Source organism: Algiphilus aromaticivorans DG1253 (genome assembly GCF_000733765.1).
Lineage (GTDB): Bacteria > Pseudomonadota > Gammaproteobacteria > Nevskiales > Nevskiaceae > Algiphilus > Algiphilus aromaticivorans.
This window is the reverse complement of sequence record NZ_JPOG01000001.1, coordinates 2205200-2226126: the sequence shown is the minus strand read 5'-3', so window position 1 is coordinate 2226126 and position 20927 is coordinate 2205200. Positions and strand designations below refer to the sequence as shown.

Genomic DNA, 20927 nt, shown 5'->3' with positions numbered 1-20927 from the left:
ATGGGCAAAGCGCCTATCACTGCATCTGACGACAGTTGTCTAGCTGAGTTCCGGGATAATCGATTTTTATTTGGGGAGGCCCGTTATTCCGGGGTCAGGGACGGATGCCGCCGGGCAGCGCCTCGGGCTGGGCGCGCTCTCGGTGCCAGTCGGGGCCCAGGTCGCCGCTCAGCATGCGCCAGTAGAGCCAGGGCAGATAGCGGTGCTTGATCCACCAGTTCATGCGCCTCGGCTTGCGCGGGTCTAGCGGAAAGCTCGGCATGATGGCGCCGTCGTAGCCGAATTCCGCGAGCATTACCTTGCCGCGCGAGGTGGTGATCGGGCAGGAGGCGTAGCCGTCGTAATGCGCCTCCAGTGCGCGATCCTCCATCGCGGCCAGCAGGTTCTCCGTCGCGATGGGCACCTGCCCGCGAACGGCTGCGGCGGTCTTGCTGTTGGGTGTGTTGCTGCAGTCGCCGAGGGCGAAGACGCGTTCGTAGCGCGTGTGGCGCAGGCTGTGCCTGTCCACATCGACCCAGCCGGCGCTATCGACCAGCGGCGTGGCGCGCAGGAAGTCTGGCGCCGACTGCGGCGGTACGACGTGGATCATGTCGAAGGCCTCTTCCACCTCGTGCGTGCCCTTGTCGTCGCTTACGCGGAAGCGGGCCTTGCCGCCGGGGCCGTCGACGGCTATCAGCTCGTGCTTGAACATGGGCGTGATGCCGTAGTCGGCGACGATGCGGTCGAGGGCTTGGGAATAGAAGGGAATGCCGAACATCGCCGGGCCGGGCGGGTAGAAGCGGATGTCGGCCTGGATGCCGCGACGGCGGAAGCTGTCGGCGGCCAGGTACATGGCCTTCTGCGGGGCGCCGGCGCACTTGATGGGCATTTGCGGCTGCGTGAAGAGCGCGCGGCCACCCTTGAAATCCTGAATGCAGCGCCAGGTGTAGGGTGCGGTGTCGACACGGTAGTTGCTGGTCACGCCATGATTGCCCAGTGACTCCTTGAGGCCTTCGATAGCGTCCCAGTTGATCTGGATGCCGGTGGCCACCACCAGCCAGCCGTACTCTATGCGCGTGCCGTCGGCGAGGGTGATCTGGCGCGATTCGGGATCGATGTCGGTGGCGGCTTGCTGGATCCAGCGCACCTTCTCCGGGATGAAATTCGCCATCGGCTTTTGCGTGTCGTTGACGTCATAGGCGCCGCCGCCGACGAGGGTCCAGGCCGGCTGATAACTGTGAGTGTCCGAGGGCTCGATCAGCGCGATATCGAGATCGGGGCGCGCTTTGCGCAGCTTCGAGGCGACCGTCATGCCGGCGGCGCCACCTCCGATGATGCAGACGACGTGGGATTCGGGCATTTGGGACTCCATGATGATCTGGCTTAATTATAGCAAGAAGAATAACGATATACCAATATTGATATATACTTCTGCCATCCACGCAAGCAGGAGCGCTGCCCATGCTCTTTCGTCAGTTCTTCGATGCGACATCCAGCACCTACACCTATCTGCTCGCTTCCGGCAAGGGCCGGGAAGGCCTGATCATCGATCCGGTCAAGGAGCAGGCGAATCAGTACCTGACCGCCATAGAGCAGCTGGACCTGAAGCTGGTGCGCGCCATCGATACGCATACGCACGCCGATCACGTCACCGCGCTGGGCGATCTGCGCGAGGCCACCGGCTGCATGACGCTGATGGGGGAGTTCACGCAGGCCGAATGCGTTTCGGCCCACGTCTCGGAGGACGACATTGTCGACGTCGACGGCATCAAGCTTCGCGCGATCTATACGCCGGGGCACACCAATGAATCCTTCAGCTTCCTGCTCGACCCGGACAAGCCGAAGGGCGTATTTACCGGCGACGTACTGCTGATCCGCGGCACCGGCCGCACGGATTTCCAGGGCGGCGACCCGCACCGCAGCTGGGATTCCATCGTCAATAAGCTCTTCTTTCTGCCGGAGGACACGCTGCTCTGGCCGGCGCACGACTACAAGGGCTGGACGGCCTCCAGCATCGGGGAGGAGAAGGCGCACAACCCGCGACTGGCCGGCAAGACCGAGGCCGAGTACGTGGAGATAATGAGGAACCTCCATCTCCCGGATCCGAAACTAATGGATGTTGCCATTCCCGCCAACCTCGCCTGCGGGCGCGGCTGAGCCGGCCGGATCGCTGCGCGTGCGCCCGCCGCTGATTGATGACCTGCGCGCCCTTACGCCGGCGCGCGCCGGCGGTGATCTGCTCGCCGGCAGCATCACCGCCGTGCTGCTGGTGCCGCAGGCGCTGGCCTACGCGCTGCTCGCCGGGTTGCCGCCGGAAATGGGGCTCTACGCCAGCATCCTGCCGCCGGTGGTCTACGCCTTTCTCGGCAGCAGCCGTACGCTGGCCGTTGGCCCGGTGGCGGTTGCCGCGGCGATGGTGGCTTCGGCGCTGTACGGCTGGGCAGGTGATGATCGCGAGCTCTATATCCAGGGCGCGATCCTGCTGGCGGCGCTGAGCGGCGTACTGCTGCTGGCCATGGCGGCGCTGCGCCTGGGGTGGCTGACGCACTTCATCAGTCATCCGGTGTTGTCGGGCTTCGTCACCGGTGCCGCTATCTTCATCGTTGGCACGCAGATTACCGCCCTGATCGGCGCTCCGGGTAGCGGCCGTCACGACTTTCTTGGCGAGATCCGGCATCTGGTCGCCGCGCTGCCGCAAGCCAATGGCGCAACGGCAGCCTTCGGGCTCGTCAGTCTGTTGCTGCTGGCGCTCGCGCGCAGTCCGTTGCAGCGCCTGCTGACGCGGGCAGGCATGGCGGCGGGGGCAGCGGCCATGGTGTCGCGGCTGGTGCCGCTGGTGGTGGTCATCGTTGCAACATTGGTCTCGGCACTGATCGGTGCCGAGGCCATGGGCGTGCGCACCGTGGGTGGGATCTCTGCTGATCTGCCTATCCCTGATCTCGGCATGTTCCGCAGCTCGGGCTGGTGGCAGCTGCTGCCTTCGGCGCTGCTGATCGCGCTGGTCGGCTACGTCGAGAGTGTATCGGTGGCACGTTCGCTGGCGCTGCGCCGGCGCGAGGCCATCGACGCCAACCAGGAGCTGATTGGCCTGGGCGGGGCCAATATCGCGGCCGCCCTTTCCGGCGCCATGCCGACTGCCGGTGGCTTTTCGCGCTCGATGGTCAATTTCGACGCAGGTGCGCGCAGCCAGCTCGCCGCGCTGGTTACCGCCGGTTGGGTGCTGCTGATCACGCTCTTCTTCGGCGGCCTGCTCGCGCCGCTGCCCTATGCCGTGCTGGCCGCGATCATTGTGGTGGCCGTCTGGCAGCTGATCGATCTCGGCAGCCTGGCTCACACTTGGCGTTTCGATCGCGGCGACGGTGTGGCGCAAGCGCTGACCCTCGGCGGCGTGTTGGCGCTGGGCATCGAGGGCGGGTTGGTGCTGGGTGTGGCCTTTGCGCTGGCGGTCTTTCTGTACCGCACCAGCCGGCCGCACATCGCGGTGGTCGGGCGCGTTCCCGGCACGGAGCACTTCCGCAACATCCACCGGCATGTGGTCGATACCTGGCCGGAGCGGCTCATCGTGCGCATTGACGAGAGCCTGTATTTCGCCTCCAGCCCGCGTGTCTACGCCGAGCTGCAGGCGCTGGTAACCGGCCACGATTCCGCGCTGGCGGATGTTGTGCTCGTGCTGTCCGGCGTCAACGCCATCGACGCCAGTGGTCTGGATATGCTGGCGGCCTTCCACGACGAGCTGCAGCGCCTCGGTATCCGCCTGCATCTGGCCGAGATCAAGGGACCGGTGCAGGACCACCTCGAGCGCAGCGACCTGCTCGCCAGCATCGGTGCCGAGCGCCTGTATCTGTCCACTCAGGCGGCCGTGGAAGCGCTGGCTTCGGATTCACGGGCTGGCTGAGCGGTTGCGGCTCGGGCTTCAGCCCGACAGGCAGGCTGCAAAGCCCCCGGTCCCCGGGTGTGCCGGTACACTGCGCGCCCCATGATCACCGCCTCCCAACTCAGTCTCCGCCGCGGGAGCCATCTTCTCTTCGCCGAGGCCGGCTTCACGCTGCACCCGGGCTGGCGCGTCGGGCTGGTCGGGCGCAACGGCTGCGGCAAGTCCAGCCTCTTCGAGATGATGCTGGGCCGCATCAGCCCGGACCAGGGCGAGCTCAGCCTGCAGCGCGGCATCGACATCGCCACGGTGGCGCAGGAGACCCCGGCGCTTTCGCAGTCGGCGCTGGATTATGCGCTGGACGGCGACGTCGAGCTGCGCAAGCTGGAAGCCGAACTGGAGTCGGCCAACGAGTCCGGCGACGGCGAGGCCATCGGCCGCATTCACGAGCGGCTGCACGCCATCGGCGGCTACGCGGCGCGCGCTCGGGCGGCACGTCTGCTCGACGGGCTGGGCTTCGACACGACCGTGCAGTCCGAGCCGGTATCCGCTTTCTCGGGCGGCTGGCGCATGCGCCTGAACCTGGCGCAGGCGTTGATGCGCCGCGCCGACCTGATGCTGCTCGACGAGCCGACCAACCATCTCGACCTGGACGCCGTGCTCTGGGTGCAGGACTGGCTGCGCCATTTCCAGGGCACGCTGGTGGTGGTATCGCATGACCGCGATTTCCTGGACGCCGTCACCGATCACACCCTGCACATCGGCAACGGCGTGGTCAGCCTCTACGACGGCAATTTCTCCAGCTTCGAGCGCCAGCGCGCCGAGCATCTGTCCCAGCAGGCGGCCCAGCACGCCAAGCAGCAGGCACAGCTGGCGCACATGCAGGCCTTCGTCGACCGCTTCCGCGCCCAGGCCACCAAGGCGCGCCAGGCGCAGTCGCGCATCAAGGCCATCGAGCGCATGCAGCAGGTGGCGCCGGTGCGCGCGGAGAGCGAGTTCCGCTTCACCTTCCCGAAGGCGGACAGCGTGCCGTCGCCGCTGCTGCGCATGGACGGCGTGCGCGCGGCCTACGGCGACACCACGGTGCTGCGCGAGCTCAAGCTCGGCCTGGAGCCGGGCGACCGCATCGGCCTGCTCGGCCGCAACGGTGCCGGCAAGTCGACGCTGGTCAAGCTCATGGGCGGCCGCCTGAAGGCAGCCGCCGGCCAGCTCATGCACGCGCCGGGCCTGCGCGTCGGCTATTTCGACCAGCACCAGGTCGATACGCTGGACCCCGAGGCCTCGCCGATGCTGCTCATGCAGCGGCTGGATCCGGCCGCGCGCGATCAGCAGCTGCGCGGCTGGCTGGGGCGCTTCCATTTCCAGGGCGAGCGCGTCTTCCAGCCCATCGCGCCGCTGTCCGGCGGCGAGAAGGCCCGCCTCGGCCTGGCCATGCTGGTCTACCAGCAGCCGAATCTGCTGCTGCTCGACGAGCCGACCAACCACCTCGACATGGATATGCGCGCCGCGCTGGAGGAAGCGCTGCTCAGCTTCGAGGGCGCGATGGTGCTGGTCACCCACGATCGGCATCTGGTGGCAACGACCTGCGACCGGCTGTGGCTGGTTGCGGGTGGTACTTGCCGCCCCTTCGACGGCGATCTCGACGATTACGCCCGTTGGCTGCTTTCCACCGAAAGCCGCGACGTCGACGGCAGCGGCAAGCCCGCGCGCAGCGCCCAGGACGCGCGCGCGCTGCGCGCCAGCATCAAGCGCGCCGAGCGCGACATGCAGCGCGAATCCGAAAAGCTGGAGAAGGTCGAGACCCAGCTCGCCGATCCGGCGCTCTACGACGGCAGCCAGAAGCAGAAGATCGCCCGCCTCGAACGCGAGCGCAGCGAGCTGCGCGCCAGCCTCGCCGAGGCCGAGGCCGTCTGGCTGGAAGCCGCCGAGGCACTCGAGAGCGGGTGAGTCGCGAGCCATCTCCTGACCTGTTTTTAACCGCAGATTTCGCAGGTTTCGGGATTTTTAAGTGGGGCGTGCTGACGAAGTCAGCGCGCATCAAAGCAAAAGAATCTGCGCAATCTGTGGTTCCCTTCTTTCGAAACGACGCCCTCCATGCTTCAAGCCCAACAACTCGAGTTGTTCTTCGGTACCACGGCGATTCTCGACGGCGTCGATCTCGCCATCGAGCGCGGCGAGCGCGTCTGTCTGGTCGGCCGCAACGGCACCGGCAAGTCGACGCTGCTCAAGGTGCTGGCGGGCGAAGTGGCCGTGGACAGCGGCGAGATCCGGCATCAGGGCAGCCTGCGCGTGGCGCGGCTGGAGCAGAGCCTGCCGGCGCGCGAGCCCAAGCCGGTCTACACGGTGGTGGCCGAGGGATTGGGCGCCGCCGGCCGTGCCGTCGCCGAATACCACCGCCTGATTCACGAGGCACCGGACGATCTGGATGCGCTGGCGCGCGCCCAGGCGGCGCTGGAAGCCGCCGACGGTTGGACACTGGACACGCGCGTGGCGACGGTGCTGTCGCGCATGCAGCTCGACGGCGACGCGCGCTGCGACCAGCTTTCGGGCGGGCAGCGCCGACGCGTGGCGCTGGCGCAGGCGCTGGTCACCGAGCCTGATCTGCTGCTGCTCGACGAGCCCACCAACCATCTGGATATCGACGCCATCCGCTGGATGGAGGATTTCCTCATCGAGTGGCCCGGCACGCTGGTCTTCATCACCCACGATCGCGCCTTCCTGCGCCGCCTGGCGACGCGCATCGTCGAGCTGGATCGCGGCCATCTGACGAGCTGGCCCGGCGACTACGACACCTATCTCGCGCGCAAGGCCGAGGCGCTGGCCGCCGAGGAAACCGAGCGGGCGCGCTTCGACAAGAAGCTCGCCGAGGAAGAGGTCTGGATCCGCAAGGGTATCCAGGCCCGGCGCACGCGCAACGAAGGCCGCGTGCGCGCGCTGCAGGCCATGCGTGCCGAGGCCGCGCAGCGGCGCGAGCGCCAGGGTAGCGCCAAAATCAGCGTCTCCGAGGCCGAGCGCTCTGGCAAGCTGGTGGTCGAGGCAGAGGATGTCGCCTTCGCCTGGGAGGATCAGCCGGTGGTGCGCGACTTCACGGCCACGATTCTGCGCGGCGAGAAGATTGGCCTGATCGGCCCCAACGGCGTCGGCAAGACGACGCTGCTCAAGCTGCTGCTCGGTCAGCTGGAGCCGCAGTCCGGCCGCATCCGGCTGGGCACCAAGCTGGAGACGGCCTATTTCGATCAGCTGCGCGCCAGCCTCGACCCGCAGCGATCGGTCGTCGACAACATCGGCGAGGGGCGCGATTTCGTCGAGTTGCCGAGCGGCCGCAAGCACGTCATCGGCTATCTGCAGGACTTTCTCTTCACGCCGGATCGGGCGCGCAGCCCGGTGAAGTCCTTGTCCGGCGGCGAGACCAGCCGCGTGCTGCTCGCCCAGCTCTTCGCCAAGGCCTCCAACATGCTGGTGCTCGACGAGCCCACCAACGACCTCGACGTCGAGACGCTGGACCTGCTCGAGGAGCGGCTGATCGAGTACCAGGGCACGGTGTTGCTGGTCAGCCACGACCGCGCCTTTCTCGACAATGTCGCTACGCGCAGCTTCGTCTTCACCGGCGACGGTCGCGTCGAGGATGTCGTCGGCGGCTACAGCGACTGGGAACGCCAGCGCGCGCGGCAGGCCCCTGACGATGCGGATAGCCGGGTGCAGAAGCGCGGCCCCGCGCGCCAGCCGAGCAAAGACAACAGCCGCGAGATCCGGCGCCTGACGCGGCAGATCGAGACGCTGGAAGCCGAACAGGCCGAGCTCGGCGAGCAGCTCGCCGACGGCAACCTCTTCCGTGATAGCCCGGAGCGCGCGGGTGAGCTCCAGAAACGGCTCGCCGCCATCGCCGCGGAGCTGGAGACGGCCTACGCCCGGTGGGAAGCGCTGGATCAGTGATCCCGACGGGCTCCCGCCCATGAAAAAGCCCCGCGGCAGGTGCTGCCGCGGGGCCTGGAGAGCGCCGGCCGGGGCCGACGCGCCGCGGGCGGATTATCAGGCGCCCTGCGGATCCTTCTGGGTCGGCGCGATGCCGGCCTTCTGATCGCTCAGCTCCTTGCGCAGCCCGAGCGCGACGCAGAAGGTCAGAATCACCAGAACGACTGCGAAGGGCAGACCCGTGGTAATCGCTGCGGCCTGCAGCGAGGCGAGACCGCCGCCGACCAGCAGCGCGATGGCGACCAGGCCCTCGAAGAGGCACCAGAACACGCGCTGTGCCACCGGGGCGTCGAGCTTGCCACCGGCGGTGATGGTGTCGATGACCAGCGAGCCGGAGTCCGAAGAGGTCACGAAGAAGACGATGACCAGCACGATACCGATGAAGCTGGTGACGGCCGTGAAGGGCAGTGCCTCCAGCATCGCGAACAGCGACAGCTCGGGGGTGTAGTCGGTGACCGTCTTCATGACACCGTCGTAGCCGGTGTTCAGATACTGGCGTACGGCGGTGCCGCCGAAGGCCGTCATCCAGAGCACCGAAACCGTGGTCGGGATCACCAGCACGCAGGTGATGAATTCGCGCACCGTGCGGCCGCGCGAGACGCGGGCGATGAACATGCCGACGAAGGGTGACCAGGAAATCCACCAGGCCCAGTAGAAGGTCGTCCAGCCGTGCATGAAGTCGAGGTCCTCGCGGCCGACCGGGTTGCTCAGCGGGAGGACGTCGCGAGCGTAGTAATAAGCGGCGCCGAAGAAACCGGTGATGATATCGACCACGCCGCCCACCGCGATGACGAAGAGCAGCAGCAGCAGCGCCAGCATCATGTTGAGCTCGGACAGACGCTTGACGCCGCCGTCCAGGCCACGCAGCACCGAAATCAACGCCACCGAGGTAATGCCGATGACCAGTCCCACCTGCGTCGGGATTCCTTCGGGCGTGTTGAAGAGGTAATGCAGACCCGCGCCTGCCTGCTGGGCGCCGAAGCCCAGCGAGGTCGCCAAGCCGAACATGGTGGCGAAGACAGCGAGAATGTCGATGAGGTGTCCGGGCCAGCCCCAGACACGGTCTCCGAGGATCGGATGGAAGCCCGAGCGGATGGTCAGCGGCATACCGCGGTTGAAGGTGAAGAAGGCCAGCGACAGCGCCACGACCGCGTAGATCGCCCAGGGGTGGAGGCCCCAGTGAAAGATCGTGGCCGCCATGCCGGCGGCTGCCGCGGCGGCGGCGTTCTCCTTGCCGACGCCCAGCGGCGGATTCTCGAAGTGATACATCGGCTCGAGCACGCCGAAGAACATCAGGCCGATGCCCATGCCGGCGGCGAAGAGCATCGCGAACCAGCCCGCGTACCCGTAGTCGGGGGTGGCTTCGGGACCGCCCAGCCGGATCTTGCCCCAGGGCGAGACCAGGAGAAAAAGGCAGAAGAGCACGAAGATGTTGGCCGCGCCCATCAGGACCCAATCGAAGGTCGAGGTGATCCAGGGGCGTAGCTCGCCGAGGGTGGCCTCGGCGTGAGCGCTGAAGCCCAGCGCGTAGATCACGAAGGCGACGATCAGGCCGCCGGAAACGATGAATACCGGGTTGTGGATGTCCAGCCCGAATATCTGAATGTTGTCCTGACCAATCTCGTAGTCGAAATCCGGATTGTCGGGAACCTTTTCGGCAGTCTCGTCACTCATAGATCTCTCCTCTTCTATGTCCGGCTTTATTGGGTGGCGGTCGGCCGCAGATTCCGGCGCGCGCCACGCGATCCCCCTCTCGTATACGGGCACATAGCGCCACGAGTTGCACCTTAGCGTACTTGGCGTGACGTTGAACAAGGCTGTTGGGCCGTTGCCTCAACGCCGCCGGGACTATCGCCCTGACCGTGGCGCGCGTATAGTGCCGGCTCCTTCTGTGGTGGCGCCTCTGCGCCCGGCTCGTTTTCATGCCCTTTTCTTCCCTCGGTCTCGGCGCCGCGATTGCCCGCAATTGCGCCGAAGCCGGCTTTACCTCGCCCACGCCTGTCCAGGCTCAGGCGATTCCCGAAGTCCTTTCCGGTCGCGACCTCATCGCCAGTGCCCAGACCGGCACCGGCAAGACGGCCGCCTTCCTGTTGCCGCTGCTGCACCGACTGGCCACCGAGGCGCCCGAAAAGGGGCCGCGTACGCCGCGGGCGCTGATCCTGGCGCCGACGCGCGAGCTGGCCGGCCAGATCCTGGCCGAGGCACGGGCTTCGGGCAATGGATTGAATGTGCGCAGCCTTGCGGTCTTCGGCGGCGTCAGCGCCCGCCCGCAGGCGCAGGCGCTGTCGCGCGGCGTCGATCTGCTGGTGGCCACACCCGGCCGCCTGCTCGACCTGCAGAACCAGCGGTCGGTGGATCTGTCGCGTGTGCGACACGTCGTGCTCGACGAAGCCGACCGCATGCTCGACATGGGCTTCATCCGCGATCTGAAGCGCATCCTGCAGCTGTTGCCGAGCCCCCGCCAGACGCTACTCTTCTCGGCCACCTTCCCGGAGGCCGTGCGTTCGCTGGCGGACAGCTTCCTGAAGGAGCCGGCGCGCGTGTCGGTAGCGCCCGAGGTGTCGACGGCCGAGGGCATCGATCAGCACATGATCCGGCTGCCGCGCGCCCACAAGCGCGCCATGCTGGCCTGGCTGATCGGCAACCATCCCGAGTGGAACCGCGTGCTGGTCTTCGCGCGCACCAAGCACGGCGCTGACCGCATCGCCCGCCAGCTGACCACGGACGGCGTGCCCGCTGCGGCGCTGCACGGCGGCAAGACACAGGGCGCGCGCACGCGTCTGCTGCAGGCTTTTCGCGACGGCGGCACCCGCGTGCTGGTGGCCACTGACGTCGCCGGCCGTGGCATCGATGTGCCGATGCTGCCCTGCGTCATCAATTTCGATCTGCCCGAGGTGTCGGAGGACTATGTCCACCGCATCGGGCGTACCGCGCGCGCCGGCGCCTCGGGCATCGCCATCGCCCTGGTCGCGAATGAGGAGGGTGGTTTGCTCAAGGGTGTGGAACGGCACATCGGGCGCAGCCTGCCGGCCTTCGATACCACCGGCTTCTCCGCGCCCAGCGCCGCACAGAGCGCGGCCCAGCGCAGCGACGAGGCGGGCGACCGCACCAGCCGCAAGCCGCAGGGCGGCAAGCCCGCGCCGCGCAAGGCCGGTGGCGGCCAGTCGGCTGGCGGTCGCGGTGCCGGCAACGAGGCCGGCCGCAAGGCCGCGGCCAAGCGCCGTGGCCGCGGCGGCGGCAAGCCGGCCGGCGCGCAGGCCCAGCGCAAGCAGCGCTGAGCAGGCAACGTTGAGCCAGGGGCGCGCCGCCGGTTGGCGGCGCGCGCTGTTGTAAAATGCCGGGATCGCTCACGGCCCCGCTCCGCAGGATTCCATGCCGCAGAAGCACCTCTACCGCGTCAGCTTCGTGCAGCAGAACAAGCTGTACGACATCTATGCCCGCGAGGTCTCTCACGAAGCGATGATGGGCTTCGTCGAGATCGGTGACCTGGTCTTCGGTGAGCGCTCACAGGTGCTCGTCGATCCGGCCGAAGAGAAGCTGCAGGCGGAGTTCGAGGGTGTCGAGCGCTTCTTCGTCCCTGTGCACCAGGTCGTGCGCATTGATCAGGTCAACCGGCGCGGCAAGGCGCGCATCTCGGACGTGCAGGGCGAGAGCGGCGGCAAGGTCACACCGCTGCCGATCTACGGCCCCGGCAACTCCGGCGCCTAGCCCGTGCCCGGCCTGCGCTTCGCGCTTCTGGGCAGCGGCAGTCGGGGCAACGCCACGCTCGTCGAGTGTGGCAGCACACGGGTTCTGGTCGATTGCGGTTTCAGCATCCGCGACACCGAAGCGCGCCTGGGGCGATTGGGCGTCGAGGCCAGGGCGCTGGATGCCATTCTCGTCACGCACGAGCACGGCGATCATCTGCGCGGGGTCGGACCGCTGGCGCGTCGCCACGGCATCGCGCTCTGGATGACGCCGGGCACGCGCGCCGCCGTGCCGCAGCGCATGGCCGCGACCATGCCGGAAGTCTCGCTCTTCGATCCGCACACGCGCTTCGCCATCGGCAACCTCGAAATCCAGCCGGTGCCGGTGCCGCACGACGCGCGCGAGCCCTGCCAGTTCGTCTTCAGCGATGGCGTACACCGCTTGGGCGTGCTCTCCGACGCCGGCCACATCACGCCGCACATGCGCGCCTGCCTCGACGGCGTCGACGCGCTGGCGCTGGAGTGCAATCACGACGAGGCCATGCTCGCCGAGGGGCCGTATCCGCCGATGCTCAAGGCGCGCGTCGGCGGCAATCTCGGTCATCTGTCGAATGCGCAGTCGGCCGGGCTGCTCGCCGGCATGGATTGCTCGCGCCTGCAGCATCTGGTGCTGACGCACCTCTCCGAGCACAACAACACCCCGGACCACGCCCGTGCGGCCGTGGTCGAGGCACTGCGCTGCCCGGCCGACTGGCCGGGCGTGGCGCATCAGGAGCACGGCCACGAATGGCGTGGCATTCAATGACCGCTGGCGCGGTCTGAACGAGGAAACGGCATGCCGCAGATCTTCCTGGGCCCTTCGGCCCTCTCCGACTTCCGCCGCGACGCCCTGGCTGAGCAGCTGCGCGCTGCCGGCGCCGCGCCGGAGGCCCTGCGGCTGCGCGAGCTCTTTCTCGTCGACGGCGGTGAAGGCGAGACCGAGGCCCTGCGTGCCCTGCTCGGCGGGCCGGAACCCATCGAGCGCGCGGCGCTGCCGGCGCGCTGCCGCATTGCCACGCCGCGCATCGGCACGCTGTCGCCCTGGAGCAGCAAGGCCACCGATATCGCCCGCGTCTGCGGGCTGGCCGCCCGCCGCATCGAGCGTGCGCGCCTGATCGAGGGCCTCGGCGATGGCGCCCTTCCCGCGGCCGCCCAGCGCCTGCTCTTCGATCCCATGACCGAGAGCCTGCTCGCCGACCCGGCCGAGCTGGATGCGCTCTTCGCGGCGCCGGAGCCGCGGCCGCTGGTGACGGTGCCCTTCGCCGCCGAAGGCCGGACGGCGCTGGCGCGCGCCAATGCCGACTGGGGGCTGGCGCTGTCGGAAGAGGAGATCGACTACCTCGCCGCGCATTACGCCGAGGCGGGCCGCGATCCCAGCGACGCCGAGCTGATGATGTTCGCGCAGATCAACTCCGAGCACTGCCGGCACAAGATCTTCAACGCCAGCTTCACGATCGACGGTGCCGAGCAGCCGCACAGCCTCTTCGAGATGATCCGCATGACGCATGCGGCCACGCCCGAAGGCGTACTGTCGGCCTATCGCGATAACGCGGCGGTGGTCGCCGGGCACGAAGCCATGCGCTACCTGCGCGACACCGACGGCGCCTGGCAGGGGGTGATCGAGCCGGTGCACCTACTCATGAAGGTGGAGACGCACAACCACCCCACCGGCATTTCTCCCGATCCGGGGGCAGCCACCGGCAGCGGCGGCGAGATCCGCGACGAGGCGGCCACCGGCCGCGGCGCGCGGCCGAAGGCGGGGCTTTGCGGCTTTTCGGTGTCGCAGCTGCGCATCCCGCAGCTGCCGCGCCCCTGGGAGGCCGAGGACAGCGCGCCGGCCAACATGGCTTCGCCGCTGCAGATCATGCTGGAAGCCCCCATCGGCGCCGCGCGCTACAACAACGAGTTCGGCCGCCCCAATCTGACCGGCTACTTCCGCTGCTTTGAGCAGATCACCGCCGACGGTCGCCGGCGCGGCTATCACAAGCCCATCATGATTGCCGGCGGCTACGGCAATATCCGCGAAGCCGATGTCCACAAGGCCGAGGTGCCGGTGGACGCCGCGCTGGTGGTACTGGGCGGGCCTGCCATGCTGATCGGCCTCGGCGGTGGTGCGGCCTCCAGCCGCGCCACCGGCAGCGGTGACGTCGCACTGGACTTCGCCTCCGTGCAGCGCGCCAATCCGGAATTGCAGCGGCGCTGCCAGGAAGTCATCGACGCCTGCTGGGCTGCCGGTGAGGCCAACCCCATCGTCTCCATCCACGATGTCGGCGCCGGTGGCTTGTCCAACGCGCTGCCCGAGCTGATCGATGCCGACGGCCGCGGTGGACAGTTTCGTCTGGCCGATGTGCACTGCGCCGATCCGGCGCTGTCGCCGATGGAAATCTGGTGCAACGAGTCGCAGGAGCGCTACGTGCTGGCAGTGGCGCGCGAAGCGCTGCCGCGTCTCGAAGCTTTCTGTGAGCGCGAGCGTTGCCCGATGGCAATGGTCGGAACGGCCACGGCCGAGCCGCAGTTGCACGTGGCCGCCCCGGACGGCGTCACCGCCATCGACATGCCGATGCCGGTGCTGCTGGGCAAGACGCCGCGCATGCATCGCGAGACGGCGCGCCAGCCGTCACCGCGCGATGGCTTCGCCACCGACGGCATCGATTTCGAGGACGCGGCGCTGCGTGTGCTGCGACATCCCAGCGTCGCGGCCAAGGACTTCCTCATTACCATCGGCGACCGAACGGTGGGTGGCCTGACCGTGCGCGACCAGATGGTCGGGCCCTGGCAGGTGCCGGTGGCCGACAACGCCATCACCGCCACCGGCTTCACGGCCACCACCGGCGAGGCCATGAGCATGGGTGAGCGCGCGCCATGCGCGATTCTGGATTCAGCCGCTGCCGCGCGCATGGCGGTGGGTGAGGCACTGACCAACCTGGCCTCGGCGGCGCCGGCGCAGATCACCGACGTGCGCCTGTCGGCCAACTGGATGGCCGCCTGCGGCAATGTTGATGAAGACGCGCGGCTGTATGACGCCGTGCGCGCTGTCGGTGCCGAGCTGTGCCCGCACCTCGGCCTGGCCATTCCTGTGGGCAAGGACTCGCTGTCCATGAAGAGCGTCTGGCGCGACAGCGAGGGCACCGATTGCGCGCAGACCGCACCGGTTTCGCTCATCGTCAGCGCCTTCGCACCCGTCCCGGATGTGCGCGTGCACGTCACCCCGCAGTTGGTGCGCGAGTCCGGCACGCGGCTGTTGCTCGTCGAACCCGGCGCCGGTCAGGCGCGGCTGGGTGGCAGCATTCTGGCGCAGTGCTATGAGGCGCTGGGCGAGACGCCGCCCGACGTCGACGATCCCGCGGCATTGCGCGGCGCCTTCGAGGGCCTGAGCGTGCTGATCCGCGAGGGGCGCATCCTGGCCTGCCACGACCGCTCGGATGGCGGCCTGCTCGCCACGCTGGCGGAAATGGCATTTGCAGGTCGCGTCGGTGTCAACGCGCAACTGCAGGACCTGCACGCGGACCCGGTGGCGAGCGCCTTCTGCGAGGAGCTGGGCTGGGTCGTGCAGGTGCACGCGGTGGATGCGCCGCTGCTGTGCGAGCGCTTGCCGGGTTGCCGCGTCACCGATATCGGAGCCCCCATGGCCGCCGACCGGCTGCGCATCACCCACGGCGAGTCGACCCTTCTCGACAGCGAGTTGGCTGGGCTGGAAGCCGTCTGGAGCGAGACCACGCACGCCATGGCGCGGCTGCGCGACCAGCCCGCAGCGGCCGATACCGAGCAGCAGCAGCGCGGCGACCGCGAGCCGCTGCGCGTCATCATCGACGAGGAGCCCATCGAGGCTGTGCCGGCGCTGGCCCTGCGGCGGCCGCGCGTCGCCATCCTGCGCGAGCAGGGCGTCAACGGTCACGTCGAGATGGCCTGGGCCTTCGATGCTGCCGGCTTCGAGCCGGTGGATGTACATATGAGCGAGCTGCTTGCCGGCGCGCGTGATCTCTCCGATTTCCAGGGGCTGGTCGCCTGCGGTGGTTTCTCCTACGGCGACGTCCTGGGCGCGGGGCAGGGCTGGGCGCGATCGGTGCTCTTCCACGAGGCTGTGCGGCAGCAGTTCGCCGACTTCTTCGCCGATGATTCGCGCTTCGCGCTCGGCGTTTGCAATGGCTGCCAGATGCTGGCGGCGCTGGCCGAGATCATTCCCGGCAGCGAGAACTGGCCGAGCCTGGCGGTCAATGCCTCGGAGCAGTTCGAGGCGCGCTGGAGCCAGATTCTCGTGCCCGAGACGCGTTCGCTCTTCTTCGACGGTATGGCCGGCGCCATGCTGCCGGTGGCCGTGGCGCACGGCGAAGGGCGCATGGTGCTGGATAAGGCCGCGCTGCAGCAGCTCGACCGCGGCCGGCAGGTCGTCATGCGCTACGGTTTTGCGGACGGCAGTCCGGCCGAGCGCTATCCGGTGAATCCCAACGGCTCGCCGCAAGGCTTGACCGGTGTCTGCAACGCCGACGGCCGGGTGACCATCCTCATGCCGCATCCCGAACGCACTGTCGCCGGTACCACCGGTTCCTGGTGGCCGCGTCGAGACAGCCGCTTCACGCCCTGGATGCAGATCTTCCGCAACGCGCGGCGCTGGGTGGGCTAGGTCGTGCTCCGCTTGGTGATTTTCTTCCTTCTCGGTGGCGCCCTCGGTGCGTTGGCTGCTTCCTGGATTCAGCGTGGCCTTGACCGGCACGAAGCCATCAAGCGCGTCGGTCTCTGGCGTGCCATGCGTCAGCCCGCGCACTGCGATGCCTGCCGGCGCCCGCTGTCACCGGGTGATCAGATTCCTATCGTCGCTTGGCTGCGGCTCGACGGTAAAGCGCGTTGCTGCGGTGCGCGTCTTCGCCTTCGACTTCTGGCGGTCGAGGTGCTGGGCTTCGCTCTCGGGGCGACGGGGATGCTCGGGTTGCTGCTTTTGATTTGAGGCGCGGCGTTGGAACGAAATCGCCCGCGCAGTGCGCGGGCGATCAAAACCATTCCTGGTGGGATAGGGCTCCCGTCAGGCGCCTTACTCCTCGTCTTCCAGCACGCTGGCGCAGTCGTCTTCCAGCGCGGCCAGTTCCTCGGCGGTGAAGGTTTCGCCATTGATCGTGGCGCTGCCATCGCTGTTGAAGACAACACGAACGGACTCACCCCCATCAATGCTCACATCCAGCTCGCCACCGGTGGTGCGCCCGGTGTCGTTCTCGGTGATGATGGGCGAGATCGTGTCGTAGTCGGCGTTGAAGTTGCAATCGCTACCGTCGTCGAACCCGAAGCGACCATCGATGCTCGTTGTGGTGGTTGATCCGGCCTCTGTCGTGATAAGCGCGATGGGAGCGTCCGGACCGTCACCGAATGAGGCGGAAAAGTTGGGTGCTTGATTGCCCGAGATCTGGAAGCTGAAGTAGCCCAGCAGCTCCTGAGTGCCACCCTGGGTGGGGCTGGAACAGCCTTCGCAGATGTTCAACTCGCCCTGGAAGCGTGCACTGAGGTTGAACTGCTGGCCACCGCCGGAGCCCGAGGCTTCGAGGATGAAAGGCCCACCGGTTGCCGGGTCGTCATCGATGTCGCTGGCGCGCAAATAGCTGACGGCGCCGCCCTCGGCCTCGCCGAACTCTTGGATGCCGTCTTCACGCGAGCTGGAAGAGAAGCCATCTCCCGACTCAGAGGTTCGGCAATCGTTGGCGACCGTACGCTCTGTCGTGATGTTCGAAGACAGGAAGGGAGAGCTGCGCGAGCCGCTGGTTTCGTTCCGGGTGCCGCTCTGGCCGCAGGACTCAACCTGCTTGGTGCTGAGCGACTGCGTTGAGCTCTCGTCGTCGACCTGATCGCTGGCGATCTGCCCGAATTTGGCGGCCAGCTTTGCGGTCACGCCGGCCGCGGCTGCTTTCTCGGTGCTGGTGGCGCCGCCGCCACCTCCGCCGCCGCCACATCCGAAGAGGGCGATGCTGCTGCAGGCGATCAGAATGCCTGACCAGACTCGTGTGCTCATGTTGGCCTCCATAGGGTTCGTGTTACCGGTGCAGCGCGGGACGCGCCAGCCCGATGAAGCCAGTGTAGAACGAGGGCCACGATCAGGCGTACCGAAAGTGCGGGACGCCGGGGGAGCTTGCAGGCGCTTCCCCTTCGCTCGTCGCGCCCGCACAATCGGTGCATGGTTGGGACAATCTCGCTGGTGGTGGTGGAGGACGATCCGCGCATGCGCGATCGGCTTCAGGCTGCCTTCGCGAACAGCGATGCCATAACGGTGATCGAGTGGGCCGCCACGGCTGCGCAGGGCATCGCCGCAGTTGAGGCGCAGGCACCGGATGTGCTGCTGGTCGATCTGGGCCTGCCGGACGCCAGTGGCATCACGGTCATAGAGCGCGCGCACCGGCTTCATCCGCAGTGCGACATCATGGTAGTCACGGTGTTCGGCGATCAGCGCAACGTCCTGGCCAGTATCGAGGCCGGTGCGACGGGCTATCTGCTCAAGGACGACAGCGATACGGATTACGTCGGCTCGATCCTCGATCTGCGGGCGGGCGGCTCGCCCATCACGCCGATCATTGCGCGTCAGCTGCTGCAACGCCTGCAACCGCCGGCCAACGGCGCCGGGGGCGAGGCGGCGGCGTCGATTCTCTCGCCGCGCGAGAATGAAGTGCTGAACCTGCTGTCGCGCGGATTCGCCTATCAGGAGATCGCGCGCCTGCTGGAAGTCTCGCCGCACACGGTCGGAACCTATGTCAAGCGCCTCTACGAAAAGCTCCAGGTTCGCTCGCGCGGCGAGGCCGTCTTCGAGGCGCAACGCATGGGCCTGCTTTCCTGATAGCCCGCTGCACGGGGCGCTGCTGCTTCTAGCGCTCGGTTTCCTGGCTGTCGCGCTGCAGGTTGGGGCGGTATCGCAAGACCCCTTCGACGCACCCATCCAGCTGGATACGGCCGACTGGGTGGTCACCCCGCAGGACCAGACGCCCCTGCTGACTTCCGGCTGGAATCCGGTGCGACTGCCCGACGCCGATGCGACGCTCCGGCACGAGGGAAGCCGGCTCGGCGAGCGTCCGCACGGCACCTCGGCGGCGCCGGTGCACTGGTACCGATTCCGCTTTCAGGTGCGCGGTCTGCCCAGTCGTTCGCTGGCACTTTATTCGCCGCGCATTGCCGATCGCGCGCGCATATACGTCAACGGTTCGATGGTGGATCGCAGTTATGTCCAGCCGGATCGCGTCGAGCACGCCTGGAATCGGCCGCTGTGGAGCGTCATTCCCCCTATCGCGTTGCAGCCCGGAGCCAACGAGGTTCTGGTCGGTTTGGATGCGCCCTTCACCGGCTCGTTGGCCATGTCACGCCTGATGGTGGGCACGCCCGAAGCCTTGCGCGACCGTTACGACGGCAGCTTCTTCCTGCGCGTGGGCACGCCGCAGGCCGGCGCGTGGATGCTGGGCGGGCTGGCCTTGTTCTCGCTCGGCGTTTGGGCAGTGCGGCCGGCCGAGACGCTGCATCTGCTGCTCGGCCTGGGTGCGGCCGTCTTTTCCTTCCGCTTGCTGCACTACTTTCTGACCGTGCCGCCGATCTCACCCGAGGTCTTCTGGTGGCTCACCACCATCTCGCTGCCATGGGCGATGGTTTTTCTCTTCCTCTTCGCCTTCCACTACTACGGCATGCAGCGTCGCTGGCTGACGCGCTTGCTGGTGGCGGTCGCTGTAGTCACCAGCCTGCTGGTCATGCCCGGCATCGGCTATTCCGCCTACGAGGCGGCGCCCTGGATATTCCTGGGGCTGATCCCGCTGGCCAGCTTCACGGCGGCGTTGCTGCTGCAGCGCGCCTGGCGGGATCGGGAAGCGCCGCCGGTACTGCTGGCATTCGGCTATCTCGCCACGGTCGTCGCCGGCGCGCACGATCTGCTGATCATGGCGCACCTGATATCCATTGAGCGTCCCTACATCATGCCCATCGGTGCGGTGCTGATGTTCCTCAGCTTCACGCTGGCGCTGGGCGCGCGCTACGTGCAGTCGCTGCGCGAATTCGAGGCCATGAACGAAACGCTTGAGGCGCGCGTGCAGGAGCGCCAGCAGGCGCTGGAGGAGAGCTTTCAGCGCTTGGAAGTCATGGGGCGCGAACAGGTGCTGGCCGATGAACGTCAGCGCCTGATGCGCGAAATTCACGACGGTATCGGCGCGGATCTGGTGGCGACGCTGGCGGCGGTGGAGTCGGCCGAGTCGCGCGATTCCGCCGCCTCCAAGGCGTTGCGTCGCTCCATCGCCGATCTGAAGCTGACGGTGGATTCGTTGGAGCCGGTCGATGGCGACCTGCCCAGCCTGCTGGGTAATTTGCGCTATCGCCTGACCCCGCAGCTGCGCGAGGCGGGGATTGCCATGGAGTGGGAAGTCTCGGAACTTCCGCCGCTGGACTGGCTGCGCGCGCCTCAGGCGCTGCACGTGCTGCGCATTGTCCAGGAGGCGCTGAGCAACGTCATCCAGCATGCGGGCGCGGATTGCGTCTGGCTCAGCACGCGGGCCCACTGCGATGACGCTGGCGAGCCGCAAAGCGTGGAGATCCGCGTTGCTGATAACGGCAGTGGCTTTGCGCTGCGCGTGAACGGTGAGGTGTGTGGGGGCAAGGGGCTGGACAACATGCGCTACCGGGCCGAGGCCTTGGGCGGGCGCCTGCGTGTGCAGAGCCGCCTTGGCATAGGTACGGATATCTGCATCGAGCTGCCGGTGCACACGCTGGCAGCTACCTGAGCGCTACGCGGCCGTCGTCTTGTCGCGGTACTCGCAGAGATCGGCGATGCAGCAGCCGGGACACTCCGGCTTGCGCGCCTTGCAGACGTAGCGCCCGTGCAGGATCAGCCAGTGATGCGCGTCCTTGAGGAATTCCCGCGGCGTCAGCCGGGTGAGTCTGTCCTCGACTTCACGGACGTTCTTGCCGGGCGCTAGGCCGGTGCGATTGGCCAGCCGGAAGATGTGCGTGTCCACTGCGATGGTGGGGTCGCCGAAGGCAGTGTTGAGGATGACGTTGGCGGTCTTGCGACCGACGCCGGGCAGGGCCTCCAGCGCCTCGCGCGAGCGTGGCACTTCGCTGTCGTGCTGCTCGATCAGCATGCGGCACAGCTTGATGATGTTGGCGGCTTTGGCGCGGTAGAGGCCGATGGTCTTGATGTAGTCGCGCAGGCCTTCCTCGCCCAGGGCGAGAATCGCCTCAGGCGTGTTGGCCACCGGGTACAGCTTTGCAGTGGCCTTGTTGACGCCGACATCGGTGGCCTGCGCCGAGAGCACGACCGCCACCAGCAGCTCGAAGGGCGTGTCGTAGCGCAGCTCGGTGGTCGGCGCCGGCTTCTCGGCGCGCAGGCGCTCGAATATGGCGGTGCGCTTGGCCTTGTTCATGCGCCGGCCCGCCGC

General features: G+C 67.6%; 15 protein-coding genes. 11 read left to right on the top strand and 4 right to left on the bottom strand.

All coding sequences use genetic code 11. The annotated features are described in order from the left end of the window. Nucleotides 1-94 precede the first annotated feature (94 nt). The gene (locus tag U743_RS10375) at nucleotides 95-1339 is read right to left on the bottom strand and encodes an NAD(P)/FAD-dependent oxidoreductase (RefSeq protein WP_043768003.1); all 1245 of its coding nucleotides are present in this window, start codon (nucleotides 1337-1339) and stop codon (nucleotides 95-97) included. A 101-nt stretch (nucleotides 1340-1440) separates the two neighbouring features. Here U743_RS10375 and U743_RS10370 point away from each other — a divergent pair, with 101 nt between their 5' ends. The 4 genes from U743_RS10370 (at nucleotide 1441) to U743_RS10355 (ending at nucleotide 7783) form a co-directional block, all read left to right on the top strand. After that, complete coding sequence (locus tag U743_RS10370) at nucleotides 1441-2136, top strand: MBL fold metallo-hydrolase (RefSeq protein WP_043768000.1); 696 nt, start codon at nucleotides 1441-1443, stop codon at nucleotides 2134-2136. Nucleotides 2137-2155: 19 nt separating this feature from the next. After that, nucleotides 2156-3874: a SulP family inorganic anion transporter gene (locus U743_RS10365; RefSeq protein ID WP_198022001.1), complete on the top strand. Its 1719-nt coding sequence runs from the start codon at nucleotides 2156-2158 to the stop codon at nucleotides 3872-3874. An 81-nt stretch (nucleotides 3875-3955) separates the two neighbouring features. Further along, nucleotides 3956-5797 (top strand): ATP-binding cassette domain-containing protein, encoded by a 1842-nt coding sequence (locus U743_RS10360; RefSeq protein ID WP_043767995.1) that lies wholly within the window; start codon nucleotides 3956-3958, stop codon nucleotides 5795-5797. A gap of 147 nt (nucleotides 5798-5944) precedes the next feature. After that, nucleotides 5945-7783: an ATP-binding cassette domain-containing protein gene (locus U743_RS10355; protein WP_043767990.1), complete on the top strand. Its 1839-nt coding sequence runs from the start codon at nucleotides 5945-5947 to the stop codon at nucleotides 7781-7783. 96 nt (nucleotides 7784-7879) lie between these two features. Here U743_RS10355 and U743_RS10350 read toward each other — a convergent pair whose 3' ends face one another. Continuing rightward, entirely contained in the window at nucleotides 7880-9496 is a 1617-nt protein-coding gene (locus U743_RS10350; RefSeq protein ID WP_052367903.1) for a BCCT family transporter, read from the bottom strand. Nucleotides 9497-9744: 248 nt separating this feature from the next. Here U743_RS10350 and U743_RS10345 point away from each other — a divergent pair, with 248 nt between their 5' ends. The 5 genes from U743_RS10345 (at nucleotide 9745) to U743_RS19785 (ending at nucleotide 16489) form a co-directional block, all read left to right on the top strand. Next, nucleotides 9745-11100 carry a DEAD/DEAH box helicase gene (locus U743_RS10345; protein WP_052367901.1) on the top strand — a complete coding sequence of 452 codons (1356 nt, stop codon included), beginning with the start codon at nucleotides 9745-9747 and terminating at the stop codon, nucleotides 11098-11100. A gap of 94 nt (nucleotides 11101-11194) precedes the next feature. Continuing rightward, a complete protein-coding gene (locus tag U743_RS10340) occupies nucleotides 11195-11530 on the top strand; it encodes a DUF1820 family protein (protein WP_043767988.1) in 336 nt (111 codons plus the stop codon). A gap of 3 nt (nucleotides 11531-11533) precedes the next feature. Continuing rightward, nucleotides 11534-12313, top strand: coding sequence for an MBL fold metallo-hydrolase (locus U743_RS10335; RefSeq protein ID WP_198022000.1), 780 nt, complete (start codon nucleotides 11534-11536; stop codon nucleotides 12311-12313). Between the two features lie 30 nt (nucleotides 12314-12343). Further along, complete coding sequence (purL, locus tag U743_RS10330; RefSeq protein WP_043767985.1) at nucleotides 12344-16168, top strand: phosphoribosylformylglycinamidine synthase; 3825 nt, start codon at nucleotides 12344-12346, stop codon at nucleotides 16166-16168. Between the two features lie 123 nt (nucleotides 16169-16291). Then, complete coding sequence (locus tag U743_RS19785; RefSeq protein WP_408607400.1) at nucleotides 16292-16489, top strand: prepilin peptidase; 198 nt, start codon at nucleotides 16292-16294, stop codon at nucleotides 16487-16489. Nucleotides 16490-16573: 84 nt separating this feature from the next. Here the strand turns inward: U743_RS19785 and U743_RS10320 are convergent, their stop codons facing one another. Then, nucleotides 16574-17539, bottom strand: a complete 966-nt coding sequence (locus tag U743_RS10320) for a hypothetical protein (RefSeq protein ID WP_156966407.1) — start codon at nucleotides 17537-17539, stop codon at nucleotides 16574-16576. A 162-nt stretch (nucleotides 17540-17701) separates the two neighbouring features. Here U743_RS10320 and U743_RS10315 point away from each other — a divergent pair, with 162 nt between their 5' ends. Together U743_RS10315 and U743_RS10310 are read left to right on the top strand one after the other, a co-directional pair. Continuing rightward, nucleotides 17702-18355: a response regulator transcription factor gene (locus tag U743_RS10315; protein WP_043767977.1), complete on the top strand. Its 654-nt coding sequence runs from the start codon at nucleotides 17702-17704 to the stop codon at nucleotides 18353-18355. 121 nt (nucleotides 18356-18476) lie between these two features. Continuing rightward, nucleotides 18477-20270 carry a sensor histidine kinase gene (locus tag U743_RS10310; protein WP_043767974.1) on the top strand — a complete coding sequence of 598 codons (1794 nt, stop codon included), beginning with the start codon at nucleotides 18477-18479 and terminating at the stop codon, nucleotides 20268-20270. Between the two features lie 3 nt (nucleotides 20271-20273). Here the strand turns inward: U743_RS10310 and nth are convergent, their stop codons facing one another. Continuing rightward, nucleotides 20274-20912 carry an endonuclease III gene (nth, locus tag U743_RS10305; protein ID WP_043767971.1) on the bottom strand — a complete coding sequence of 213 codons (639 nt, stop codon included), beginning with the start codon at nucleotides 20910-20912 and terminating at the stop codon, nucleotides 20274-20276. Nucleotides 20913-20927 lie beyond the last annotated feature (15 nt).